The organism is Niveispirillum sp. FG148 (assembly GCF_057809655.1).
Genome location: NZ_JBMDKJ010000036.1, coordinates 17,739 through 34,490, shown reverse-complemented (window position 1 = coordinate 34,490; position 16,752 = coordinate 17,739). Strand labels below are relative to the sequence as shown.

Genomic DNA, 16,752 nt, shown 5'->3' with positions numbered 1-16,752 from the left:
CTTGGGTTGCCGTTGGCGCCGCGTGCTGTGCGGTTCGCCTGGATTGGTGTCTGGATGCACATCGCTTTCATGTCGCATCACGGTGCTTCTGGCCTGCCTGCTGTCGGGCATCCTGCCGGCCGGGGCGGACGACCTGAAGGTTGGTGTCTCTGCCCTGCCGCGCAGTGCCGATCCGCATTTCGGTGCCTCGCGTATGGAGCAGTTCCTGCACAGTCAGGTCTATGAAGGACTGGCTGATACGGACGAGCGCCAGCAGCCCGTGCCCAGGTTGGCTGAAAGTTGGGACCGGACCGGCGATGGCGCGTGGCTGTTCCATCTTCGCCGCAATGTGCGGTTCCAGAATGGTCGCCCGTTCACGGCGCGTGACGTCATCTATAGTTTCTGCCGCACATACGCGGTCACCAGCGGCGCCAGGCCGTTCGCGGGGATGCTGTCGGCGGTGACAGCGGTGGAGGTGCCCGACCCGTTCACCATCCTGCTGCGCCTGCAGGGGAGGGGGAGCGTATTTCCGCTGGCCGTCGCCACAATTCCGATCGTGTCGGCGCCGCCGGAGCCGTTGAGCTGGCAGTATCGGCCGGGTGGCTGCGACGGCGACACCGGGTCGTCCCGGACGGATTTCGCCGATCCGGCGCTGGGCGCCGGCACGGGTCCCTTCCGACTGGCCATCTATGGCGATGATCACATCGTGACGGTCCGCAATTCCGATTATTGGGCCGAGAAGCCGGTCTGGCAGCGTTTTGAACTGGTGCGGCTGCCGGATCGGGCGAAGGTGCGGGCCATGATGGACGGGCGTGTCGACATCCTGGACAGTCCGCCGCCCGAGGCCCTGTCGTTCCTGAAGAAGACCGGCACGGCCACGCTGCTGTCCTGGCCGTCTTCATCATTGATGTACCTGCAGGTGAATACAAGGCCACGTCCAGGGATGCCTGATTTCAACGACGCCCGGGTACGGCGGGCCATCATGCTGGCCATCCCGCGTGGCATCCTGGCCCAACGCGTGCTGAATGGCACGGCCGTGGCCACCGGACAGATGGCCCTGAAGGCGACCGGCGCCTATGCGCCCGACATTCCCGATGACGAGTATGATCCGGCCGCCGCCCGACGGTTGCTGGCCGAGGCGGGTTATCCGGACAGGTTCGGCATGACCATCCTGACCGGTGAGGCGCAGGCGCGGGTGGCAACGGCCGCCGCCCATTTCCTGGCGGATGTCGGTATTGATGCCACCGTGCAGGTGGAGCCACAGGGGGCGCTGATGTCCCGTCTGTCGTCCGGCGATTTTCAGATCTATTGCGCAGGCTGGATATTCACGCCGTCCGACATTCCAGGATCTTTTGCCACGCTGCTGGGGTCCAGGGACACGCAGGCGGGACAGGGAGCGGCCAATTACGGCGGCTATGCCAATCCGGACCTGGACCGGATTCTGGCGGCCGCCCGAACCGACGGTGTCGGCGACCAGTGGGACCATTTGGCGCGTGAGCTGGCGGAGACCGCCTATCGCGACACGGCCTGGATTCCGCTGTTGGGGACCCAAAGTCGCTGGATGCTGCGCGCGGGACTGGTCATGCAGGGACGGCTTGACCGGAGCTTCCGTGCGACGCAAGTCCGCCCGATCCTGGCTGAGGCCAAGGGGTCCGCTACCCAGTGATGCCAGTCTGCCCTGCTGCTGGCATCACCACCGGCAAGACCCGATGGGGTGGCGTATTCGCGTCCAGCGCGCCGGCATTCGCCTCCCGCTGCTGGGCGGCCGCCTCGTCATAGAGGAAGGGGATGAAGGCATAGCGGGTGCCCCGCGTCACCGGCAGCGCCTCATGCAGCAGGGAGCAGGAGAAGACGATGGCGCTGCCCGTCGGTCCGCGATAGGTGCGGGGACCGAATTCGGGGAAGCGCAGGTCGCCCCCCTCATACTCTTCACTGTTCAGGTTGATGGTCACGGCCAGACGGCGATGGGCCGTGGCGCGGGTGGTATTGTCGCGGTGGGGCCCGAAGAAACCGCCCTCCGCCCCGTCATAGCAGGCGACGATGTAACGCTCCATGCGCGTCACCCGGAATTGCAGGCCCCGGCCGATGATGGGGATCAGCCGGCGTTCGATGCGCTGGCGGGCGGCGATGCGTTCCGCCTCGGGCATGTTCTCCATGTCGCGGCGGCGCTTGAAGCCGGGGTCGATGACGCCGACCGTGCGACCGCCGATATCGCGCATGAAGCCCGATTCCACGCTGCCCTGGCGGTGAAAAATCTCGATCAGCTGACGGCAGAAGGCCGGCTCGAACACATTGGGCACGACCAGCACCGGGGCGACCCCGTCCATGCCCGGCTGTGTGTCGGCCCGGCACAGGGTGGCCGCATGGTCCAGGATGGCCGGAAGGTCGGCCAGTCCGCCCCGCATCGCCACCCGCTGTATCGGGTCCAGCAGCAGGACTCCGCCTGCGGCACCGCAGCCCAGCGCACGGCTCAGCCCACCATTGCTATCCCGCAGCAGATGAAGATCCGGATGTCCCGCATGCCAGCGGGCAGCGTCCATTTCCGGCACCACGCCCAGGCAGGCAATCAGGTCCAGGGGCAGGGTCGCGGCGGCCCGGCTCAGCAGGTCCAGGGCGGTGGCTGTCGCTGCAAGCGTGCCGGCGACGCACAGGACGACATGCCGGCCGGCCAGACTGCCCAGCTGGAACTGCGGATTGGTGCCGCAAGGGGCAACGATCAGGGGCAGCATTTCTCCGATGCCGGGGCGGTCGGTATCGGAAAGAAGGAAGGTCATGGTGTTGCCTGCGTGGAAAACCGGAATTGACACGCAGTCCTCACCATCCGGCTGAAACGCCGCAGGTGAAGGACGCATATCCCCCACCAACGCGCCGGATTGGAAATTCATCCCTGCCTCAGAACGGATTTTTTCCCGGCCGCTCCTGCAGGGCGATATCGATGGTGCCGGCCAGCTGCTCCAGTTCCATGGGCAGGTCGATGGACACCACGGCCAGCGCGAATTCCTCGTTCCGCCAACACCCCACTTCCAGCCCGTCATATTCGGACAGGATGGGATGGCTGGGGGCTAGGTTTTCGTCGGCGCTGAGTGACAGGGTCATGCGCCGGCCCATCGCATCCTCATACAGAAGCTGGCCGATGGCGCCGTTATTGCCACCCATCACCCGTGCCCCCACCAGGCGCAGGCCGATGCGGTGCAGTTCCGGCAAGGCGACATTCTCCCCCAGCTTGGCCGACAGCCAGCGGCGGATCTCATCGGGCTTCGTGCCAGGGATTTCCACGGGCCGGGCGGGGTCGTTGGCGAAGACCTCATGGGCGTCCGCCGCTTCCTGCGCATAAAGGGGCAGGCCGGCAAAGACGGGCTGGCGCAACAGCTCGTTGGCCACCCAGCCGGCCCCGACCATCACCACCATGGCCGCGGCGCGGGTCGCGCGCTGCCGCCAGATGCCACGGCGCAAGCCGCGTTCCAGGTCGCGCACCAGCGGAGCCGGCAGCTGCGGCAGCGACGGCTCGTTCCTGGCCACCACCAGGGCCAGCTGCTGTTCGGCATAAAGCGCCACCCGCTCCATGGCGTCGGGATGGCGGATCAGCCAGTCGCGGACCAGCGCCTCCCGTCCGGGGTCCAGCGCCCCGTCCAGAAAGGCGTGCAGGTCGCTTTCCTCAATCCCGTTCTGATCCTCACCGTCCATCGCCGCCCCCCTTGACCAGCCGCAGTTTCGGCTTCTCGGTTCCTTCCAGCACCTTGCGCAGCGCCTCCCGCCCCCGGGAAATGCGCGACATGAAGGTGCCGATGGGGATGCCCAGGCGCCCCGCCGCCTCCTCGTACCGCAGATCGTCGACCGCGACGGACAGGATGGCCTGACGCTGTGCGTCCGGCAGCTTGTCCAGCGCCGCCAGCACGCGTCCGGCCTCCACCCGTGCCAGCTGGTCGGGCGGCTGGGCGGTGTCGGCACCATCAATGTCCGTCATCACGCGCGCCTGCACCTGACGGCGCCGCTGCCGGCTGATATGGCAGGTGTAAAGGATGCGGAACAGCCAGGCCCGCAGGTCGCTGCCGGGCTGCCACTGGTCGGCCGAGGCCACCGCCTTGGTCAGGCAATCCTGCAGCAGATCCTCCGCATCCTCGCTTCCGCGCGCCAGCACGAAGGCATAACGACGCAGCGCCGTCAGCTGCGCCGTCAATTGCTGATGGAACGGATCGTCACTCATCCCGGATGCGTCCTTGGGCGGCGCCTCAACGCCTTCTGACCCACGAACGCGCGGGTCCGGAATTTCATCCGCGACGCTCACGGATTTTTCTGACGCCGCAGCCGGTCGCGGATATCGGCCAGCACCACGGGCCAGGCACCCGAGGTCGCGTCGATCAGCTCGAAATGGCCGGCCCCATCAATCTCCAGCTCGCGCAGGTCGGTCTGCCCGGCGGCATTGGCTCTGGTGGCGTATTGCTGGGCGAAGCGCGGCGGCACGATGGCGTCGCGCGTGCCCGAAACCAGCGTCACCGCCACATCCCGGACCGGGATGTCGCCGGGCGAGGTGTCGGCAAAGACATTGCCTGTGCGCGTCGCCGCCCCCGTCAACCGGTCGATCGTTTCCGGCCCGTCACAGGCGTCGGGCCCGGTTGCGCGGTAATCGCGCAGATCGACGATGCCGCCCAGGCTGACAACGCCCTGGACCGGCAACGGATCGGCGCCGCGCACGGGGCTGGCCTTGTCCAGGGCGTTGCGGCTGGCCCCCCACAGGGCCAGATGCCCGCCCGCCGAATGGCCCGACAGCACCACCCGTTGCAGGTCCAGCGGATATGTCAGGGCCAGCACGCGCAGATGGTCGATGGCCACACCTGCATCCTGGAACGTGCCGGGATAGCCCGCCCCGGCTTCGCCCAGGCGGCGATATTCGATGTTCCAGACGGCGATGCCGGCATTGCGCAGCGCCTTGGCCATGCCGCCCATCAGATTGAAGCCGTCATATTCCGACAGCCAGCAGCCGCCATGGATCAGGACCAGCACGGGGTGCGGCCCGATCCCGTCCGGAACCCACAATTCGCCGAACTGCTGCGGTTCCGGCCCATAGGCCAGACGCACACCCCCCGTCACCACGGGCCGGGCCAGCATCTGGCGATAGGTCAGCAGCGGCGGGTCATCGGCAGCCCGTGCCGGCAGCAGGGCGAGAAGCGCGACGGACAGGGCGAACAGCACGCAAGCGAGACGGGGCATGGCCGGCTTTCCAAGGGAGGAGGCCGGCCATGGTGGCGTTGTCAGAGGATGCGCGTCAACCAGTAGAAGCCCGCACCCACGGCCGCCGCGGCCGGCATGGTCAGCACCCAGGCCACCAGGATGCCCTGGGCCAGACCCCAGCGCACCGAGGAGGCGCGGCGGGCGGACCCCACGCCGACAATGGCGCCCGTGATCGTGTGGGTGGTGCTGACCGGCACGCCCAGATAGGTGGCCGCAAACAGGGTGATGGCGCCCGCCGTCTCTGCACAGCTGCCATGGACCGGCTTCAGGTCGGTCAGGCGGGAGCCCATGGTGCGCACAATCTTCCAGCCGCCGAACAAGGTGCCCAGCCCCATGCAGGTCTGGCAGGAGATGACGACCCAGAAGGGCACATGGAAGTCGCTGCCCATATAGCCCTGGCTGAACAGCAGCACGGCAATGATGCCCATGGTCTTCTGCGCATCATTGCCGCCATGGCCCAGGCTGTAGAGCGAGGCTGAAATCAGCTGCAGGCCGCGGAACAGCTTGTCCACCTTGAAGGGTGACTGCCGGCGGAAGATCCAGGAGACCAGGGCCATGATGATGATGGCCAGGATGAAGCCCACCGTGGGCGACACGACGATGGCCACCGCCGTCTTGATCAGGCCGCTGCCGATCACATCGGTGCCCGCCTTGGCAACACCGGCCCCGACCAATCCTCCGACCAGCGCGTGGGAGGAGGAGGAGGGGATGCCGCCCAGCCAGGTGACGATGTTCCAGATGATGGCACCCATCAGGGCCGCGAAGATCACCGACGCGTCGATGATGCTGGCATCGACGATGCCCTTGCCGATCGTGTTGGCGACATGGGTGCCGAAGAAAACGAAGGCGATGAAGTTGAAAAAGGCCGCCATGATGACGGCGTTGCGCGGCGACAGCACCCGCGTCGACACGACGGTGGCGATGGAGTTTGCCGCGTCATGCAGCCCGTTCAGGAAATCGAACGCGAGCGCCAGCGCGATCAGGCCGACCAGAACAGGCAGGGAGATGAGTTCCATGGGGTGGGTTCCGAAGGGATCGGCCGGAAGGGATCAGGGACAGGGGACGACGCCAGCGCGGCCACCAGGCCCGACGCCGACGGACAACTCAACCAGGCCGGCGACTGCCGGCCCGGCGCTCGTGCGCTCGTCAAGCCAAGCCCGCCTATGCGGGCGCCCGGCACTTGAGGGAACACAAGAAAACAACTCACACATTGTCCACGATGATGCTGTCGATGATGTCGGCGACATCCTCTCCGGCATCCAGCACGGCCTCCATCAGTTCCAGGATCTCGCGGGCCAGGGCCTGGCGGTAGGTGATGGGGGCATCCAGCCCGCCGCCTTCCCGCCGCAGCCGGGCCTTGCCGGCGCGCAGGATCTTGTCGCTGTCGCTTTCCAGCTCGGAAATCTCCCGCGTCATGCGGGTCAGATCGGCCACATTACGCGGGATGTCGCGCATCTTGGGCAACAGGTCGGGCAGGATGGCGGCCGCGCGCACGATCAGGTCGGACAGCGCGTGCATCTCGGGCGTATATTCCATGGGCCCGGCTTCCGTCATGTGACGGGCCACGTCCTGGATCAGGTCGATGATATCGTCCATGCGCTTGGCCAGGTCCTGGATGTCGGACCGGTCGAAGGGGACGATGAAGGAACGGTGGACGGCCGCCTGGATCTCTTTGGTGATCTTGTCAGCGTCGTTTTCGGCCTGGTGGATGCGCTGGAATCGCATCTCCAGCTCGTCCCCGTTCTTGACCAGATCGCGCAGCGCCTCTGCGGCGGCCAGCGTCAGGCGGGCATGTTGGGTGAAATGGTCGAAAAACCGCTCTTCACGGGGCATCAGGGCCCGGAACAGGCTCAGCATCTTGGTTCCCGATAGGAATTGTCAGGCGCACCGGAAGACAGTCCCGGTTGCCGATCATGTAGCATTGAATGCCAGATTTTTGTAATGTCAATGTCACCAAACGGTCATAATATACCGGGATACTGGACAATTATCCGTCGCCTCCAAGAACGGGTAGCTGGCAGGCATCGCGTTCGGGGTGTGATTTCCATTGATGAGTGAACGCAAGAACAGCGTGCAGCACGCCGCCCTGCCGTACCGGCGGGGCCCGGCGGGCCTGCAGATTTTGCTGGTGACGTCGCGGGAGACGCGACGTTGGATCATCCCCAAGGGCTGGGCCAAGAAGGCGCTGGACCCGCAGGAGATGGCCGCCCTGGAGGCGTTTGAGGAAGCGGGCGTCCGCGGCAAGGTGAAGAAGAAGCCGCTGGGCGAGTATCGCTATGACAAGCGCATGGATGACGGTTCGCTGGTCACCTGCGACGTGACCGTCTTTGCCCTGGAAGTTGCAGAGGAATTGCAGGACTGGCCGGAAAAGACGCAGCGGGAGCGGCGCTGGTTGTCGTCGGCCGAGGCCATCACCCTGATCAGCGAGCCGGGGCTGATCCCGATTCTGCAGCGCTTTTCCGGAAAGTGGGAGGACTGAAGCTCAGTCTTCGGGCAGATGGCTGCCGGCGTCGCGGTGGCCTTCCAGTATATTGATGATTTCCAGCCGATCCGCCGTGTAGCGGAAGTAGATCACATAGCCGCGATAGGGCGTGCTGCGGATGTCCGCCCGCAATTCAGGCCGGGCCCGGCCCAGGGTTCCCGACAGTCGCGCCAATTTGCGGCAATGACCGCGCAACGCCTCAACAAAGGCACGGGCCGTCGCCCTGCTCCCGTTCTCCTGTGTGATATAGGCCATGGTCGACCGCAGGTCATCGACAGCGGAGGCCAGCAGAACAAGCCGGCGCATCAATGACCATCCCCACGTAAACGCTCTTCCTCGGCATCAAAGATCGCGTCCAGTTCATGGTCCTCAATAAGCCCACCCCGCTCGATCGAGGCGTTCAGGGTGTCGCGCAGGGCCTGCAGCTTGGCTTCCCGCTCCTCCACCAGCCGCAGCCCCTCGCGGATGACCTCGCTGGCGGACCCGTAGCGGCCGCTTTCCACGGCGGCATCCACAAAGGCTTCCCAGCGCTTGCCGATCGACACGTTCATGCTGTCCTCCATCCCGTTGGATGGGGACAGTATGCCATAAAATGCGCAGATTCTGTTATCGCCTTTATGCCCGGCGGGCAATGATGGCGCCATAGGGGGGCAGGATGGAACCGGACAGGTCGGCACCATTGATGCGCTCCAGCACCTGCCAGTCGGTGATGTCGGTCAGACCATGGGGCTGTGCTTCGCCCGACAGGTTGAACACGCAGAGCAGGTCACCGGCCGGGTGCATCCGTTCAAAGGCCAGCACCGGATCGGCCGGCGGGCGGAAATGGATGGTGCCGTGGCGCAGGGCCGGTTCCGCGCGGCGGCGGGCCAGCAGGCGACGGGTCACCGACAGGGTGCTGGCCGGATCGGGGCGCTGTACGTCCACGGCCAGGTCCAGGTGGCGCGGATCGACGGGCAGCCAGGGTTTGGCCGTGCTGAACCCGGCATTGGGGGCATCCTTGACCCAGGGCATGGGTGTGCGGGCCCCGTCGCGGCCCAGCGTGTGGGGCCAGTTGGCAATGGCTTCGGGATCGACCAGATCCTCGAACGCCACGCGTGCCTGCGGCAGGCCCAACTCCTCCCCGTAATACAGGAACACGGAACCCGGCAGCGACAGCAGCAGCGCGTTCAGGCAGCGGGCCAGGGCCGGCGGCGGCGTGTCGCCGCCCCAGCGCGAAATGGCGCGCGGGGCGTCGTGATTGGAGAAGGTCCAGGACGGCCAGGCCCCGCCCGACGCCTGGTTCCAGCCGCCGATGACGCGGCGCGGCAGCCCCGCATCCACCGCCTTCTGATACAGGAAGGAGAAATTATAGGCCGTGTGGCAGCGCTTTTCGGGCACCGTATAGTCGGCGACCATGTCGAACGGCGCCTCCCCCAGTTCGGCCACCATGAACCGGTCGGGATAGGCATCCAGCACCCGGCGCAGATCCTCCAGGAATGTCAGGTTTTCCGGCTGGGAGATATTGTGGATCTGCTGCTGGAACTCGTACGGCCGCTTGGGTGCCGTGGCCTCCCGGTTGATGGGATTGTCGCGGAAAGACCGGTCATGCATGAAGAAATTGGCGGCATCGACGCGCAGACCATCCACGCCCCGATCCATCCAGAACCGGGCCACATCCTTGATCGCCTCCTGCACCTCCGGGTGGTGCAGGTTCAGGTCGGGCTGCGAGACCAGGAAATTATGCATGTAATACTGGCGCCGCCGCGCGTCCCAGGTCCAGGCCGGGCCGCCGAACACGGATTGCCAGTTGTTGGGCGGGGTGCCGTCGGGCTTGGCATCGTGCCAGACATACCAGTCCGCCTTGGGATTGGTCCGGCTCTGCCGGCTTTCCTGGAACCAGCGATGGGCGATGGAAGTATGGGAATAGACCTGGTCGATAATGACCTTCAGCCCCAGCGCATGCGCCCGTGCGATGACGGCATCGCAGTCCGCCATGGTCCCGAAAATCGGATCGATATCGCAATGATCAGATATATCGTAGCCGAAATCATCCATGGGTGACTTGAAGAAGGGCGATATCCAGATGGCATCGACACCCAATTCGGCCACATGGTCCAGATGGGTCAGCAGGCCGGCCAGATCGCCGATCCCGTCACCATTGCTGTCGGCGAAGCTGCGCGGATAGATCTGATAGATGGTGGCGCCCTGCCACCATGGCGGCGTTGCCCGCTGGCCTGACCCGGCCTGGCCGTCGGCCTGTCGCGTATCCGCCGTCATTGTCATTTCGATCCCCCCGGGGCCTTGCTTTTCTTATGGTCCCTTATCGTAATTTTGCACGCCGCCGACGGGTATGCTTCACATACGTATGCGATGGCGTGCTGCGCTGCGACGCATACGTATTTAGTGTTGGCGCCGACGCGGTTGGGTTGATCCTGGGGGCAAACAGGACCCAGGGGGGATGATCCATGAATAAGCGTCCGGACCGCCGCACCGTGCTGGCGGCGCTGTCTCTGCCACTGCTGCCCTTTCCGGTCCTGGCCGCCGTGACCCCGCCGACTCCGCTGCCGGTGTCCGTATCGGCCGGCAGCCTGTGGCGGTATGACCTGATGCCGTCCGCACTGACGGAACCACGCCGTGTCGATGTCTGGCTGCCGCCGGGATATGAGGGCGGGACGGACCGGCTGCGGGTGCTTTACATGCAGGACGGGCAGAATCTGTTCGATCCCGCCTCCACCCCCTTTGGGGAATGGGGGGTGGATGAGACGCTGTCGCGCCTGATCGCCGACGGGGCGGTGCCGCCTACCATGGTGGTGGGCGTGTGGAACACGAAATACCGGTCGCGCGAATATCTGCCCCAGGCATCCTATGCGCAGGTACCGCCCGATATCCGGGCCGCCTACGCCCCAACCCTGGGCGGTGGCGCATTGTCCGATTTCTATGTCGATTTCCTGGTCAGGGAACTGAAGCCCTTCATCGACGCCACCTACCGGACACGGTCCGGACAGGCGGATACGTTCATCATGGGGTCCAGCATGGGCGGACTGATCTCCCTTTACGCCCTGCTGCGTTATCCGGCGGTTTTCAGCGGGGCGGGGTGCGTCTCCACCCACTGGCCCTGTGTCACCCATTTCGACTGGATCAAATCGGGTGATCCGCGGGTGGGCATCGTGGCCGACAGCTTCATCGCCTATGTACGGGCCCATCTGCCGCGAGCCGGACGGCACCGGCTTTATTTCGATCTGGGCAATGCCGAACTGGACAGTGTCTATCCGCCCTATCAGGCCAAGGTGGACGCTTTCCTGCCGGAACTGGGCTATGTCCAGGGGCGGGATTGGATAACGCGGTTGTTTGACGGCGAACCGCATAATGAATCGGCCTGGCGCAAACGCGTGCCCGTTCCGCTGCGGTTCCTGCTGGGGGCGTGAACGAAAAAGGGGCGGATGTTGCCACCCGCCCCCTGATCACATGCCTTGCCGCCGGTGCCCGGATTATTTCTGGGCGACCTGGGGCTGCTGGGCCTTGAAGCTGCGCAGTTCGGAATTATAGGCGTTGACCGTATATTCCAGGCGATCGGCGACCTGATCGCGCTGCGCTGCCAGCTGGGCCCGGAAAGAGGGCTGGGCCATATAGGCGGTGGAGACCGGCTGATTGTCCAGGCAGGTCAGATATTCCATCGACTTGTCGGCAAAGCCGCGGACGGTGCCGGCGACCTGACGCATCGACTGTTCGGTGGCGGTGGCACCCTTGACCAGATCGGGGGCGGCCGGGGCTTCGCCACAGACGCGCTTGATGATCGGATGGGCGGCCTGGGACTGGCCGGCGGCCAGCAGAGCCAGGGCGGAGAGGATCAGTGCGGAATAGAGCTTTTTCATAGCGATACTCACAAAGCTGGAAGCGGGGCGGGATGCCACCGACATTTCGGGCCTTGTACGTTCGCTCCCTTCGGTACGGTCCGGATCAGTGCCGAACCCTGTTCTTGTGCGTTGCAGTATAATTATGCTGCGATGCGATGGAAGTCTGTTTGATGGTTAACTGACACCGTTGACATGATTCTCAGCCATGCGCTTGTCGCATGGGTTGGGGCGGAAGCGGGGCGGCCACGCCCGGTTCCGCCCCAGGCCCGTCACTGCATCGCCGCCAGTTGCGGATGTGCTGCCTTGAAGCTGCGCAGTTCGATGTTGAAGCGGTTGACGGAGGATTCCAGCTGGTCGGCCAAGGTGCGGCGATGGGCGATCACTTCGCGGCGATAGCTGGCCGAAGACAGTTCCGCGCTGCTGACGGGGCTGTTGTCCAGGCAGGTCAGGTAACCCATCAGCTTATTGGTGTAATCGCGCATGCCGGCGCCATAGGCCCGCATCGCCGCTTCGTCGGCCTTGTCGCCCGGCACCGTGGCGGGGGCGGCCGGCACACCGCCGCAGGCGGCGTTGAGCGCGGAAAGATCGGCCAGCGCCGGGCCGGTGGCCAGCAGGGCCAGGATGGAAAGGATCAAGCCGGAACGAAAATTCTTCATCGCGATCCTCACAAAGCTGGACGGGGGCGGTGCCGCCGTCTGGGTTGCCTTGCTCGTTCGCTTCCCCCATTCCCGCCGCCGGTCCCTGGGGCCGGCGATCGGTTTATGGAGATCAGGTTAAGGCGGTAATTTCACTACGTACAGCGCTAAAGCCATGTGATTTCCGGTGGAAACAATTTTGTGTAACGCTATTTATTCATGACCCGTGCAGGGGTTGGGGCAGGCGGTACAGGCAGGGTCGGCGCTGTCCGCCGCCGTGGGTACTGTCCGGGGCCGGTCCGGGACCGTGGAGCCGGCCAGGATCTGTGCCGCCACCGACACGGCGATTTCGCCGGGATGCTTGCCCTGGATGGCGGTCAGGCCGATGGGGCAGACCAGCCGGCCGGACTCCAGCCCCGCCGCCGCCAGCCGGCCCTGGAACCGGGCGCGTTTGCTGTCCGACCCGATAACCCCGACAAAGGGCCGATCAGGCAGGGCCAGGGCTGCGGCCGCCAGCCGGTAATCCAGCGCATGGTCATGGGTCATGATCAGCACATGGGAAAAGCCGGGCCCCAGTGCCGCCGCCGGTTCCTCCAGCATCCTGGTCGTGACATTGCCGGGCAGGGACGGGGGGAACGCGTCGGCCCGGTTGTCGATCCAGGTGACGCGCGCCGGCAACTGGCCCAGCAGCGTCACCAGGGCGCGGGCCACATGGCCGGCCCCGAACAGGGCGATGCGCAGGGCCGGCGGGTGGATGGGTTCGAACAGCAGGGTGACGCGCCCGCCGCAGCACTGGCCCAGTTTGGGGCCCAACGGATAGGTCTGGGTGCGTAATTCCGTTACATCGCCATCCAGCAGGGCGCGCGCCGTCTCGATAGCGGTGAATTCCAGGGCGCCGCCGCCGATGCTGCCGGCCAGATCATCGGCCGTGACCAGCATCTTGGTCCCGGCGGCGCGCGGCGTGCTGCCGGCCGTGTCCAGCACAGTGACCAGCACGGCGGCCCGTCCTTCCCGGTCGCAATCGGCCAGGGCCTGGATCCAGTCGGCACTCATGCCAAGGCCCCCCGTCGCGTCATCACCGCTGTCAGGATGCGTTCCGGCGTGGCCGGCGCGTCCAGCATCACCGGCCCTGTCCCGCCCACCCCTGCCACCGCATCGCGGATGGCGTGAAAGGCCGATATGGCCAGCATCAGCGGCGGCTCCCCCACGGCCTTGGACCGGTGGATCGTCTCCTCGCCATTGGGCTGGTTGGTCAGGGTGACATTGAAATGGTCGGGAACGTCGCCGCAGCCGGGGATCTTGTAGGTGCTGGGCGCGTGCGTGCGCAGCCGGCCGGCCGCGTCGAACACCAGTTCCTCCATGGTCAGCCAGCCATAGCCCTGGACGAAACCGCCTTCCACCTGTCCCCGATCCAGCACGGGGTTCAGCGACGTGCCGCAATCATGCAGGATATCCACGGCCAGCAGCCGGGTTTCGCCCGTCATTGTGTCGATCGCCACCTCTGACACGGCCGCACCATAGGCAAAATAATAGAAGGGGCGGCCGATCAGGGTTTCCTTGTCCACGTCGATCTTGGGCGTGGCATAGAAACCCGTGGCCGACAGCGACAGGCGCGCCAGATAGGCCTGACGCGCCAGGTCATCGAACGCGATGCTGTGGTCGCCGGCCGCCGCCATGCCGTGGGCGAACTGGATGGCGGCGGGTTCCACGCCCCAGCGCCCGGCCAGGAACAAGGCCAGCCGGTCACGGATGGTGCGGGCGGCGTTGAAGGCGGCCATGCCGTTCATGTCGGCACCCGACGATGCGGCGGTGGCGGATGTGTTGGGCACCTTGTCGGTCCGCGTCGATGTGATGCGCACGCGGTCCAGCCCGATGCCGAAGACATCGGCCACCACCTGCGTCACCTTGGTATAAAGGCCCTGGCCCATCTCCGTGCCGCCATGGTTCAGCATGACCGAGCCATCGGCATAAAGATGGATCAGGGCCCCGGCCTGGTTCAGAAAGCTGGTGGTGAAGGAGATGCCGAACTTCACCGGCGTCAGGGCGATGCCGCGTTTCAGCACGGGGCTGGCCGCGTTGAAGGCAGCGATCTCCGCCCGGCGTTCGCGGTAGCGGGCGCTGTCGGCCAAATTTGCCATCAGATCGTCGGCGATGAAATCCTCCACCACCATGCCGAACGGCGTCACGTTGCGGCCGGGCCCGCCATAAAGATTGGCGCGGCGCACCGCCAGCGGGTCCAGCCCCAGATGCCGGGCCACGTCATCCATCACCTGTTCGATGGCGACCATGCCCTGCGGCCCGCCGAAGCCGCGAAAGGCTGTGTTGGACACGGTATGGGTCTTGTAGCGGTAGGAGGTGATGCGGACCGCGGGCAGGAAATAGCAATTGTCGCAATGGAACACGGCGCGGTCATTGATGGCGCCCGACAGGTCGGTGGAATAGCCGCAGCGGCTTTCCAGCGTCATGTCCAGCCCCAGGATGCGCCCGTCATCATCGAAGCCGACGCGATAGTCGATTTCGAAATCATGGCGCTTGCCCGTCATCTCCATGTCGTCGTCGCGGTCCAGGCGCAGTTTGGCCGGCCGTCCCGTGCGGTCGGCGACCAGGGAAGCGGCTGCGGCGAACAGGCTGGACTGCGTCTCCTTGCCGCCAAAGGCGCCGCCCATGCGCCGCACCTCCACCGTCACCTGATTGTCGGGTCGGCCCAGCGCGCGGGCCACCAGATGCTGCACCTCCGACGGATGCTGGGTGGAACAGAGGATGTGCATGTCCCCTTCCTCCCCCGGTGTGGCCAGCGAGATATGGCCTTCCAGATAGAAATGATCCTGCCCGCCCAACGTCATATGGCCGCTGACGCTGTGCGGGGCCGCGGCGATGGCCGCATCCGGGTCGCCGCGTTCAACCCGCTTGGGTGGCAGGATGTGGCTGTCGGCGGCGCGGGCATCGGCGATGGTGATAATGGCGGGCAGGTCTTCATAAACGATCTTGGCCAGCCGTGCCGCGGCGCGGGCGGCCAGCCGGGTTTCAGCGGCGACGGCGAACAGGCTTTGGCCCACATATTCGACCAGCCCGTCGGCGAAAAGGGGATCATCGGCCACCACCGGCCCGACATCATTGATCCCCGGCACATCGCGGGCCGTCAGCACGGCGACAACACCGGGATATGCGGCCACCGAAGACAGATCCATGGACAGGATGCGCGCATGGGCCCGCTCGCTCTGCCCCAGCGCCACATGCAGCAGGCCCGCCGGATCCGGCATATCATCGACATAGCGCGCCGCGCCCGTGACATGCAGCGGTGCGCTGTCATGGCGGATGCCGCGATGGGTGGCAGGGAAGGGGACGGGCGCCGGGGCGCGCGACGGACGGGGGCTCATGCCGCCAGTTCCCGTTGGATATTTGCCCTTTCGCTCCATGGAATTACGGTGATGTCATAGGCCGACAGAGCCTCCCGGACGGAACCGGGAATAGGCCTTTCATTGTCATTCACCATAGCCACGGCTGTTGCAGCACCATCTCTGGCATCCTTCGTGTCATGCCAAGCGAACGCAAAGCTCTCGGCCTTGTCGCGTGTCGGGCTGTTGAGGGCGCGGATCACACGTTCCGGCTTTTGCCGCGACTTCGGGATAACGAAGTCAAACATGTGATCGTACCCTGTGGTGCCGGCAAACTTCACGCGCGGTAAATACCGGATATCGGAATCATCCAGCCAGTTGGCGACATCTTCATAGAACAAGCTGCTGACATGAGGGGAGGCGACGTAGAACAAGTCATTGATGGCGAGCATTCCCTGAATGAGATTATGCTTGCGAAGGGGAAAATTCCCCTTCGTCGCGTGAACTGTCAATGCTTGGCCTTCACGCTTGATACCAAACCCGTTCAGCGCCATACGCAGAAGTTCAGTACGTTTCGGACTGTCGATCGATACGCCAGAAATCTCCAGATCATTAAGCGTATATCCGTCGTCTGTAAGTAAAATATTGTCTTCTGACAATTTTGCAAAGATCTGGATATAATCATTATGCCGATCCAGGAACGGCGTAGTGATTTCATTCCAATCGCCATGGATTGGCTTCAGGGTGGTCTTGTCCCGAAGCCACCTATGGTAATCATCAATGAGGTTTTTCAATTCCATCATGAGAATAATCCGCGATCAAGTTTGGGTGGCTTCACGATCTGGCAGTATGCCATAAAATTCAGCAGCAAGGGCCATGGCTCGACGTTACCAGCAAAGGGATCGACCGGTACTGGAAAGGCCCATTTGTCGCCATAGCCTTCACGATAGAGATGAAGGTGAGGAACGCCGATCTCAACCCCATCCGGATTCCGATGCGGTGCTCCGCCGAAATCCAAGCGTGCCAGAATAATGGTGCGTCGCCCTCTATGCTGATAGGTTCCCTTCTCGATCTTGATACTGCTTCTGTGAATATCCAGGGTGAACTGCTCGCGCCCATCCAATGAGGAAAGTGGCACTATTATCTTTCCGCCGAACTCCGGCGCACGATATAATTTATCGTCTATGCAGGTTTTGGGCATTGCCAGAAGTTTGTCTGCATCTTCCTGGCTCAAGATAATTTCGTTCACGGGCGCAACC

General features: G+C 64.7%; 18 protein-coding genes. 3 read left to right on the top strand and 15 right to left on the bottom strand.

Translation table 11 applies throughout. The features are described 5' to 3' along the window. Nucleotides 1-46 precede the first annotated feature (46 nt). Nucleotides 47-1,645 carry an ABC transporter substrate-binding protein gene (locus ACODTW_RS24900; protein WP_488948837.1) on the top strand — a complete coding sequence of 533 codons (1,599 nt, stop codon included), beginning with the start codon at nucleotides 47-49 and terminating at the stop codon, nucleotides 1,643-1,645. Here ACODTW_RS24900 and ACODTW_RS24895 read toward each other — a convergent pair. The 6 genes from ACODTW_RS24895 to ACODTW_RS24870 form a co-directional block, all read right to left on the bottom strand. Then, nucleotides 1,635-2,753, bottom strand: a complete 1,119-nt coding sequence (locus tag ACODTW_RS24895; protein WP_488948836.1) for a 2OG-Fe(II) oxygenase — start codon at nucleotides 2,751-2,753, stop codon at nucleotides 1,635-1,637. The genes ACODTW_RS24900 and ACODTW_RS24895 overlap by 11 nt on opposite strands. A 118-nt stretch (nucleotides 2,754-2,871) precedes the next feature. Further along, nucleotides 2,872-3,663: an anti-sigma factor family protein gene (locus ACODTW_RS24890; RefSeq protein ID WP_488948835.1), complete on the bottom strand. Its 792-nt coding sequence runs from the start codon at nucleotides 3,661-3,663 to the stop codon at nucleotides 2,872-2,874. After that, nucleotides 3,653-4,183, bottom strand: coding sequence for a sigma-70 family RNA polymerase sigma factor (locus tag ACODTW_RS24885; protein ID WP_488948834.1), 531 nt, complete (start codon nucleotides 4,181-4,183; stop codon nucleotides 3,653-3,655). Before ACODTW_RS24885 ends, ACODTW_RS24890 begins: the two co-directional genes overlap by 11 nt. A 77-nt stretch (nucleotides 4,184-4,260) precedes the next feature. Then, on the bottom strand, nucleotides 4,261-5,187 hold the full coding sequence (locus tag ACODTW_RS24880) for an alpha/beta hydrolase (protein WP_488948833.1): 927 nt from the start codon (nucleotides 5,185-5,187) through the stop codon (nucleotides 4,261-4,263). Between the two features lie 41 nt (nucleotides 5,188-5,228). Continuing rightward, a complete protein-coding gene (locus tag ACODTW_RS24875) occupies nucleotides 5,229-6,224 on the bottom strand; it encodes an inorganic phosphate transporter (RefSeq protein ID WP_488948832.1) in 996 nt (331 codons plus the stop codon). A gap of 187 nt (nucleotides 6,225-6,411) precedes the next feature. After that, nucleotides 6,412-7,065 (bottom strand): DUF47 domain-containing protein, encoded by a 654-nt coding sequence (locus tag ACODTW_RS24870; RefSeq protein ID WP_488948831.1) that lies wholly within the window; start codon nucleotides 7,063-7,065, stop codon nucleotides 6,412-6,414. Nucleotides 7,066-7,258: 193 nt separating this feature from the next. Between ACODTW_RS24870 and ACODTW_RS24865 the strand changes: the two genes are divergently transcribed. Further along, on the top strand, nucleotides 7,259-7,687 hold the full coding sequence (locus ACODTW_RS24865; RefSeq protein ID WP_488948830.1) for an NUDIX hydrolase: 429 nt from the start codon (nucleotides 7,259-7,261) through the stop codon (nucleotides 7,685-7,687). A 3-nt stretch (nucleotides 7,688-7,690) separates the two neighbouring features. Here the strand turns inward: ACODTW_RS24865 and ACODTW_RS24860 are convergent, their stop codons facing one another. The 3 genes from ACODTW_RS24860 to ACODTW_RS24850 all read right to left on the bottom strand — a co-directional run bounded on the left by ACODTW_RS24860 (nucleotide 7,691) and on the right by ACODTW_RS24850 (nucleotide 9,952). Then, nucleotides 7,691-7,996, bottom strand: coding sequence for a type II toxin-antitoxin system RelE/ParE family toxin (locus ACODTW_RS24860; RefSeq protein ID WP_488948829.1), 306 nt, complete (start codon nucleotides 7,994-7,996; stop codon nucleotides 7,691-7,693). Beyond that, entirely contained in the window at nucleotides 7,996-8,241 is a 246-nt protein-coding gene (locus ACODTW_RS24855) for a type II toxin-antitoxin system ParD family antitoxin (RefSeq protein ID WP_488948828.1), read from the bottom strand. The genes ACODTW_RS24860 and ACODTW_RS24855 overlap by 1 nt, the downstream gene beginning before the upstream one ends. Before the next feature lie 64 nt (nucleotides 8,242-8,305). Next, entirely contained in the window at nucleotides 8,306-9,952 is a 1,647-nt protein-coding gene (locus ACODTW_RS24850; RefSeq protein ID WP_488948827.1) for an alpha-glucosidase, read from the bottom strand. 182 nt (nucleotides 9,953-10,134) lie between these two features. On the opposite strand from ACODTW_RS24850, the gene ACODTW_RS24845 reads away from it, so the two are divergent. After that, nucleotides 10,135-11,094, top strand: a complete 960-nt coding sequence (locus tag ACODTW_RS24845) for an alpha/beta hydrolase (RefSeq protein WP_488948826.1) — start codon at nucleotides 10,135-10,137, stop codon at nucleotides 11,092-11,094. A gap of 63 nt (nucleotides 11,095-11,157) precedes the next feature. On the opposite strand, the gene ACODTW_RS24840 is transcribed toward ACODTW_RS24845, so the two are convergent. From ACODTW_RS24840 to ACODTW_RS24815, 6 genes are all read right to left on the bottom strand, one after another. Continuing rightward, a complete protein-coding gene (locus ACODTW_RS24840) occupies nucleotides 11,158-11,541 on the bottom strand; it encodes a hypothetical protein (protein WP_488948825.1) in 384 nt (127 codons plus the stop codon). A 251-nt stretch (nucleotides 11,542-11,792) separates the two neighbouring features. After that, nucleotides 11,793-12,179: a hypothetical protein gene (locus ACODTW_RS24835; protein ID WP_488948824.1), complete on the bottom strand. Its 387-nt coding sequence runs from the start codon at nucleotides 12,177-12,179 to the stop codon at nucleotides 11,793-11,795. Between the two features lie 192 nt (nucleotides 12,180-12,371). After that, on the bottom strand, nucleotides 12,372-13,211 hold the full coding sequence (xdhC, locus tag ACODTW_RS24830) for a xanthine dehydrogenase accessory protein XdhC (protein ID WP_488948823.1): 840 nt from the start codon (nucleotides 13,209-13,211) through the stop codon (nucleotides 12,372-12,374). Beyond that, entirely contained in the window at nucleotides 13,208-15,535 is a 2,328-nt protein-coding gene (gene xdhB / locus ACODTW_RS24825) for a xanthine dehydrogenase molybdopterin binding subunit (RefSeq protein ID WP_488948822.1), read from the bottom strand. Before xdhB ends, xdhC begins: the two co-directional genes overlap by 4 nt. Then, nucleotides 15,532-16,296, bottom strand: a complete 765-nt coding sequence (locus tag ACODTW_RS24820; protein WP_488948821.1) for a DUF1829 domain-containing protein — start codon at nucleotides 16,294-16,296, stop codon at nucleotides 15,532-15,534. The genes xdhB and ACODTW_RS24820 overlap by 4 nt, the downstream gene beginning before the upstream one ends. Then, on the bottom strand, nucleotides 16,293-16,742 hold the full coding sequence (locus tag ACODTW_RS24815; protein ID WP_488948820.1) for a DUF6978 family protein: 450 nt from the start codon (nucleotides 16,740-16,742) through the stop codon (nucleotides 16,293-16,295). Before ACODTW_RS24815 ends, ACODTW_RS24820 begins: the two co-directional genes overlap by 4 nt. Between the last annotated feature and the right edge of the window lie 10 nt (nucleotides 16,743-16,752).

Bases quoted from the DNA above. Each gene is read 5' to 3' on its own strand.
- ACODTW_RS24865 (WP_488948830.1), top strand. From the start codon at position 7,259: ATGAGTGAACGCAAGAACAGCGTGCAGCACGCCGCCCTGCCGTACCGG.
- ACODTW_RS24890 (WP_488948835.1), bottom strand. From the start codon at position 3,663: ATGGACGGTGAGGATCAGAACGGGATTGAGGAAAGCGACCTGCACGCC.
- ACODTW_RS24895 (WP_488948836.1), bottom strand. From the start codon at position 2,753: ATGACCTTCCTTCTTTCCGATACCGACCGCCCCGGCATCGGAGAAATG.
- ACODTW_RS24820 (WP_488948821.1), bottom strand. From the start codon at position 16,296: ATGATGGAATTGAAAAACCTCATTGATGATTACCATAGGTGGCTTCGG.
- ACODTW_RS24860 (WP_488948829.1), bottom strand. From the start codon at position 7,996: ATGCGCCGGCTTGTTCTGCTGGCCTCCGCTGTCGATGACCTGCGGTCG.
- ACODTW_RS24840 (WP_488948825.1), bottom strand. From the start codon at position 11,541: ATGAAAAAGCTCTATTCCGCACTGATCCTCTCCGCCCTGGCTCTGCTG.
- ACODTW_RS24845 (WP_488948826.1), top strand. From the start codon at position 10,135: ATGAATAAGCGTCCGGACCGCCGCACCGTGCTGGCGGCGCTGTCTCTG.
- ACODTW_RS24855 (WP_488948828.1), bottom strand. From the start codon at position 8,241: ATGAACGTGTCGATCGGCAAGCGCTGGGAAGCCTTTGTGGATGCCGCC.
- ACODTW_RS24880 (WP_488948833.1), bottom strand. From the start codon at position 5,187: ATGCCCCGTCTCGCTTGCGTGCTGTTCGCCCTGTCCGTCGCGCTTCTC.
- ACODTW_RS24870 (WP_488948831.1), bottom strand. From the start codon at position 7,065: ATGCTGAGCCTGTTCCGGGCCCTGATGCCCCGTGAAGAGCGGTTTTTC.
- ACODTW_RS24850 (WP_488948827.1), bottom strand. From the start codon at position 9,952: ATGACAATGACGGCGGATACGCGACAGGCCGACGGCCAGGCCGGGTCA.
- ACODTW_RS24835 (WP_488948824.1), bottom strand. From the start codon at position 12,179: ATGAAGAATTTTCGTTCCGGCTTGATCCTTTCCATCCTGGCCCTGCTG.
- ACODTW_RS24875 (WP_488948832.1), bottom strand. From the start codon at position 6,224: ATGGAACTCATCTCCCTGCCTGTTCTGGTCGGCCTGATCGCGCTGGCG.
- xdhC (WP_488948823.1), bottom strand. From the start codon at position 13,211: ATGAGTGCCGACTGGATCCAGGCCCTGGCCGATTGCGACCGGGAAGGA.
- ACODTW_RS24885 (WP_488948834.1), bottom strand. From the start codon at position 4,183: ATGAGTGACGATCCGTTCCATCAGCAATTGACGGCGCAGCTGACGGCG.
- xdhB (WP_488948822.1), bottom strand. From the start codon at position 15,535: ATGAGCCCCCGTCCGTCGCGCGCCCCGGCGCCCGTCCCCTTCCCTGCC.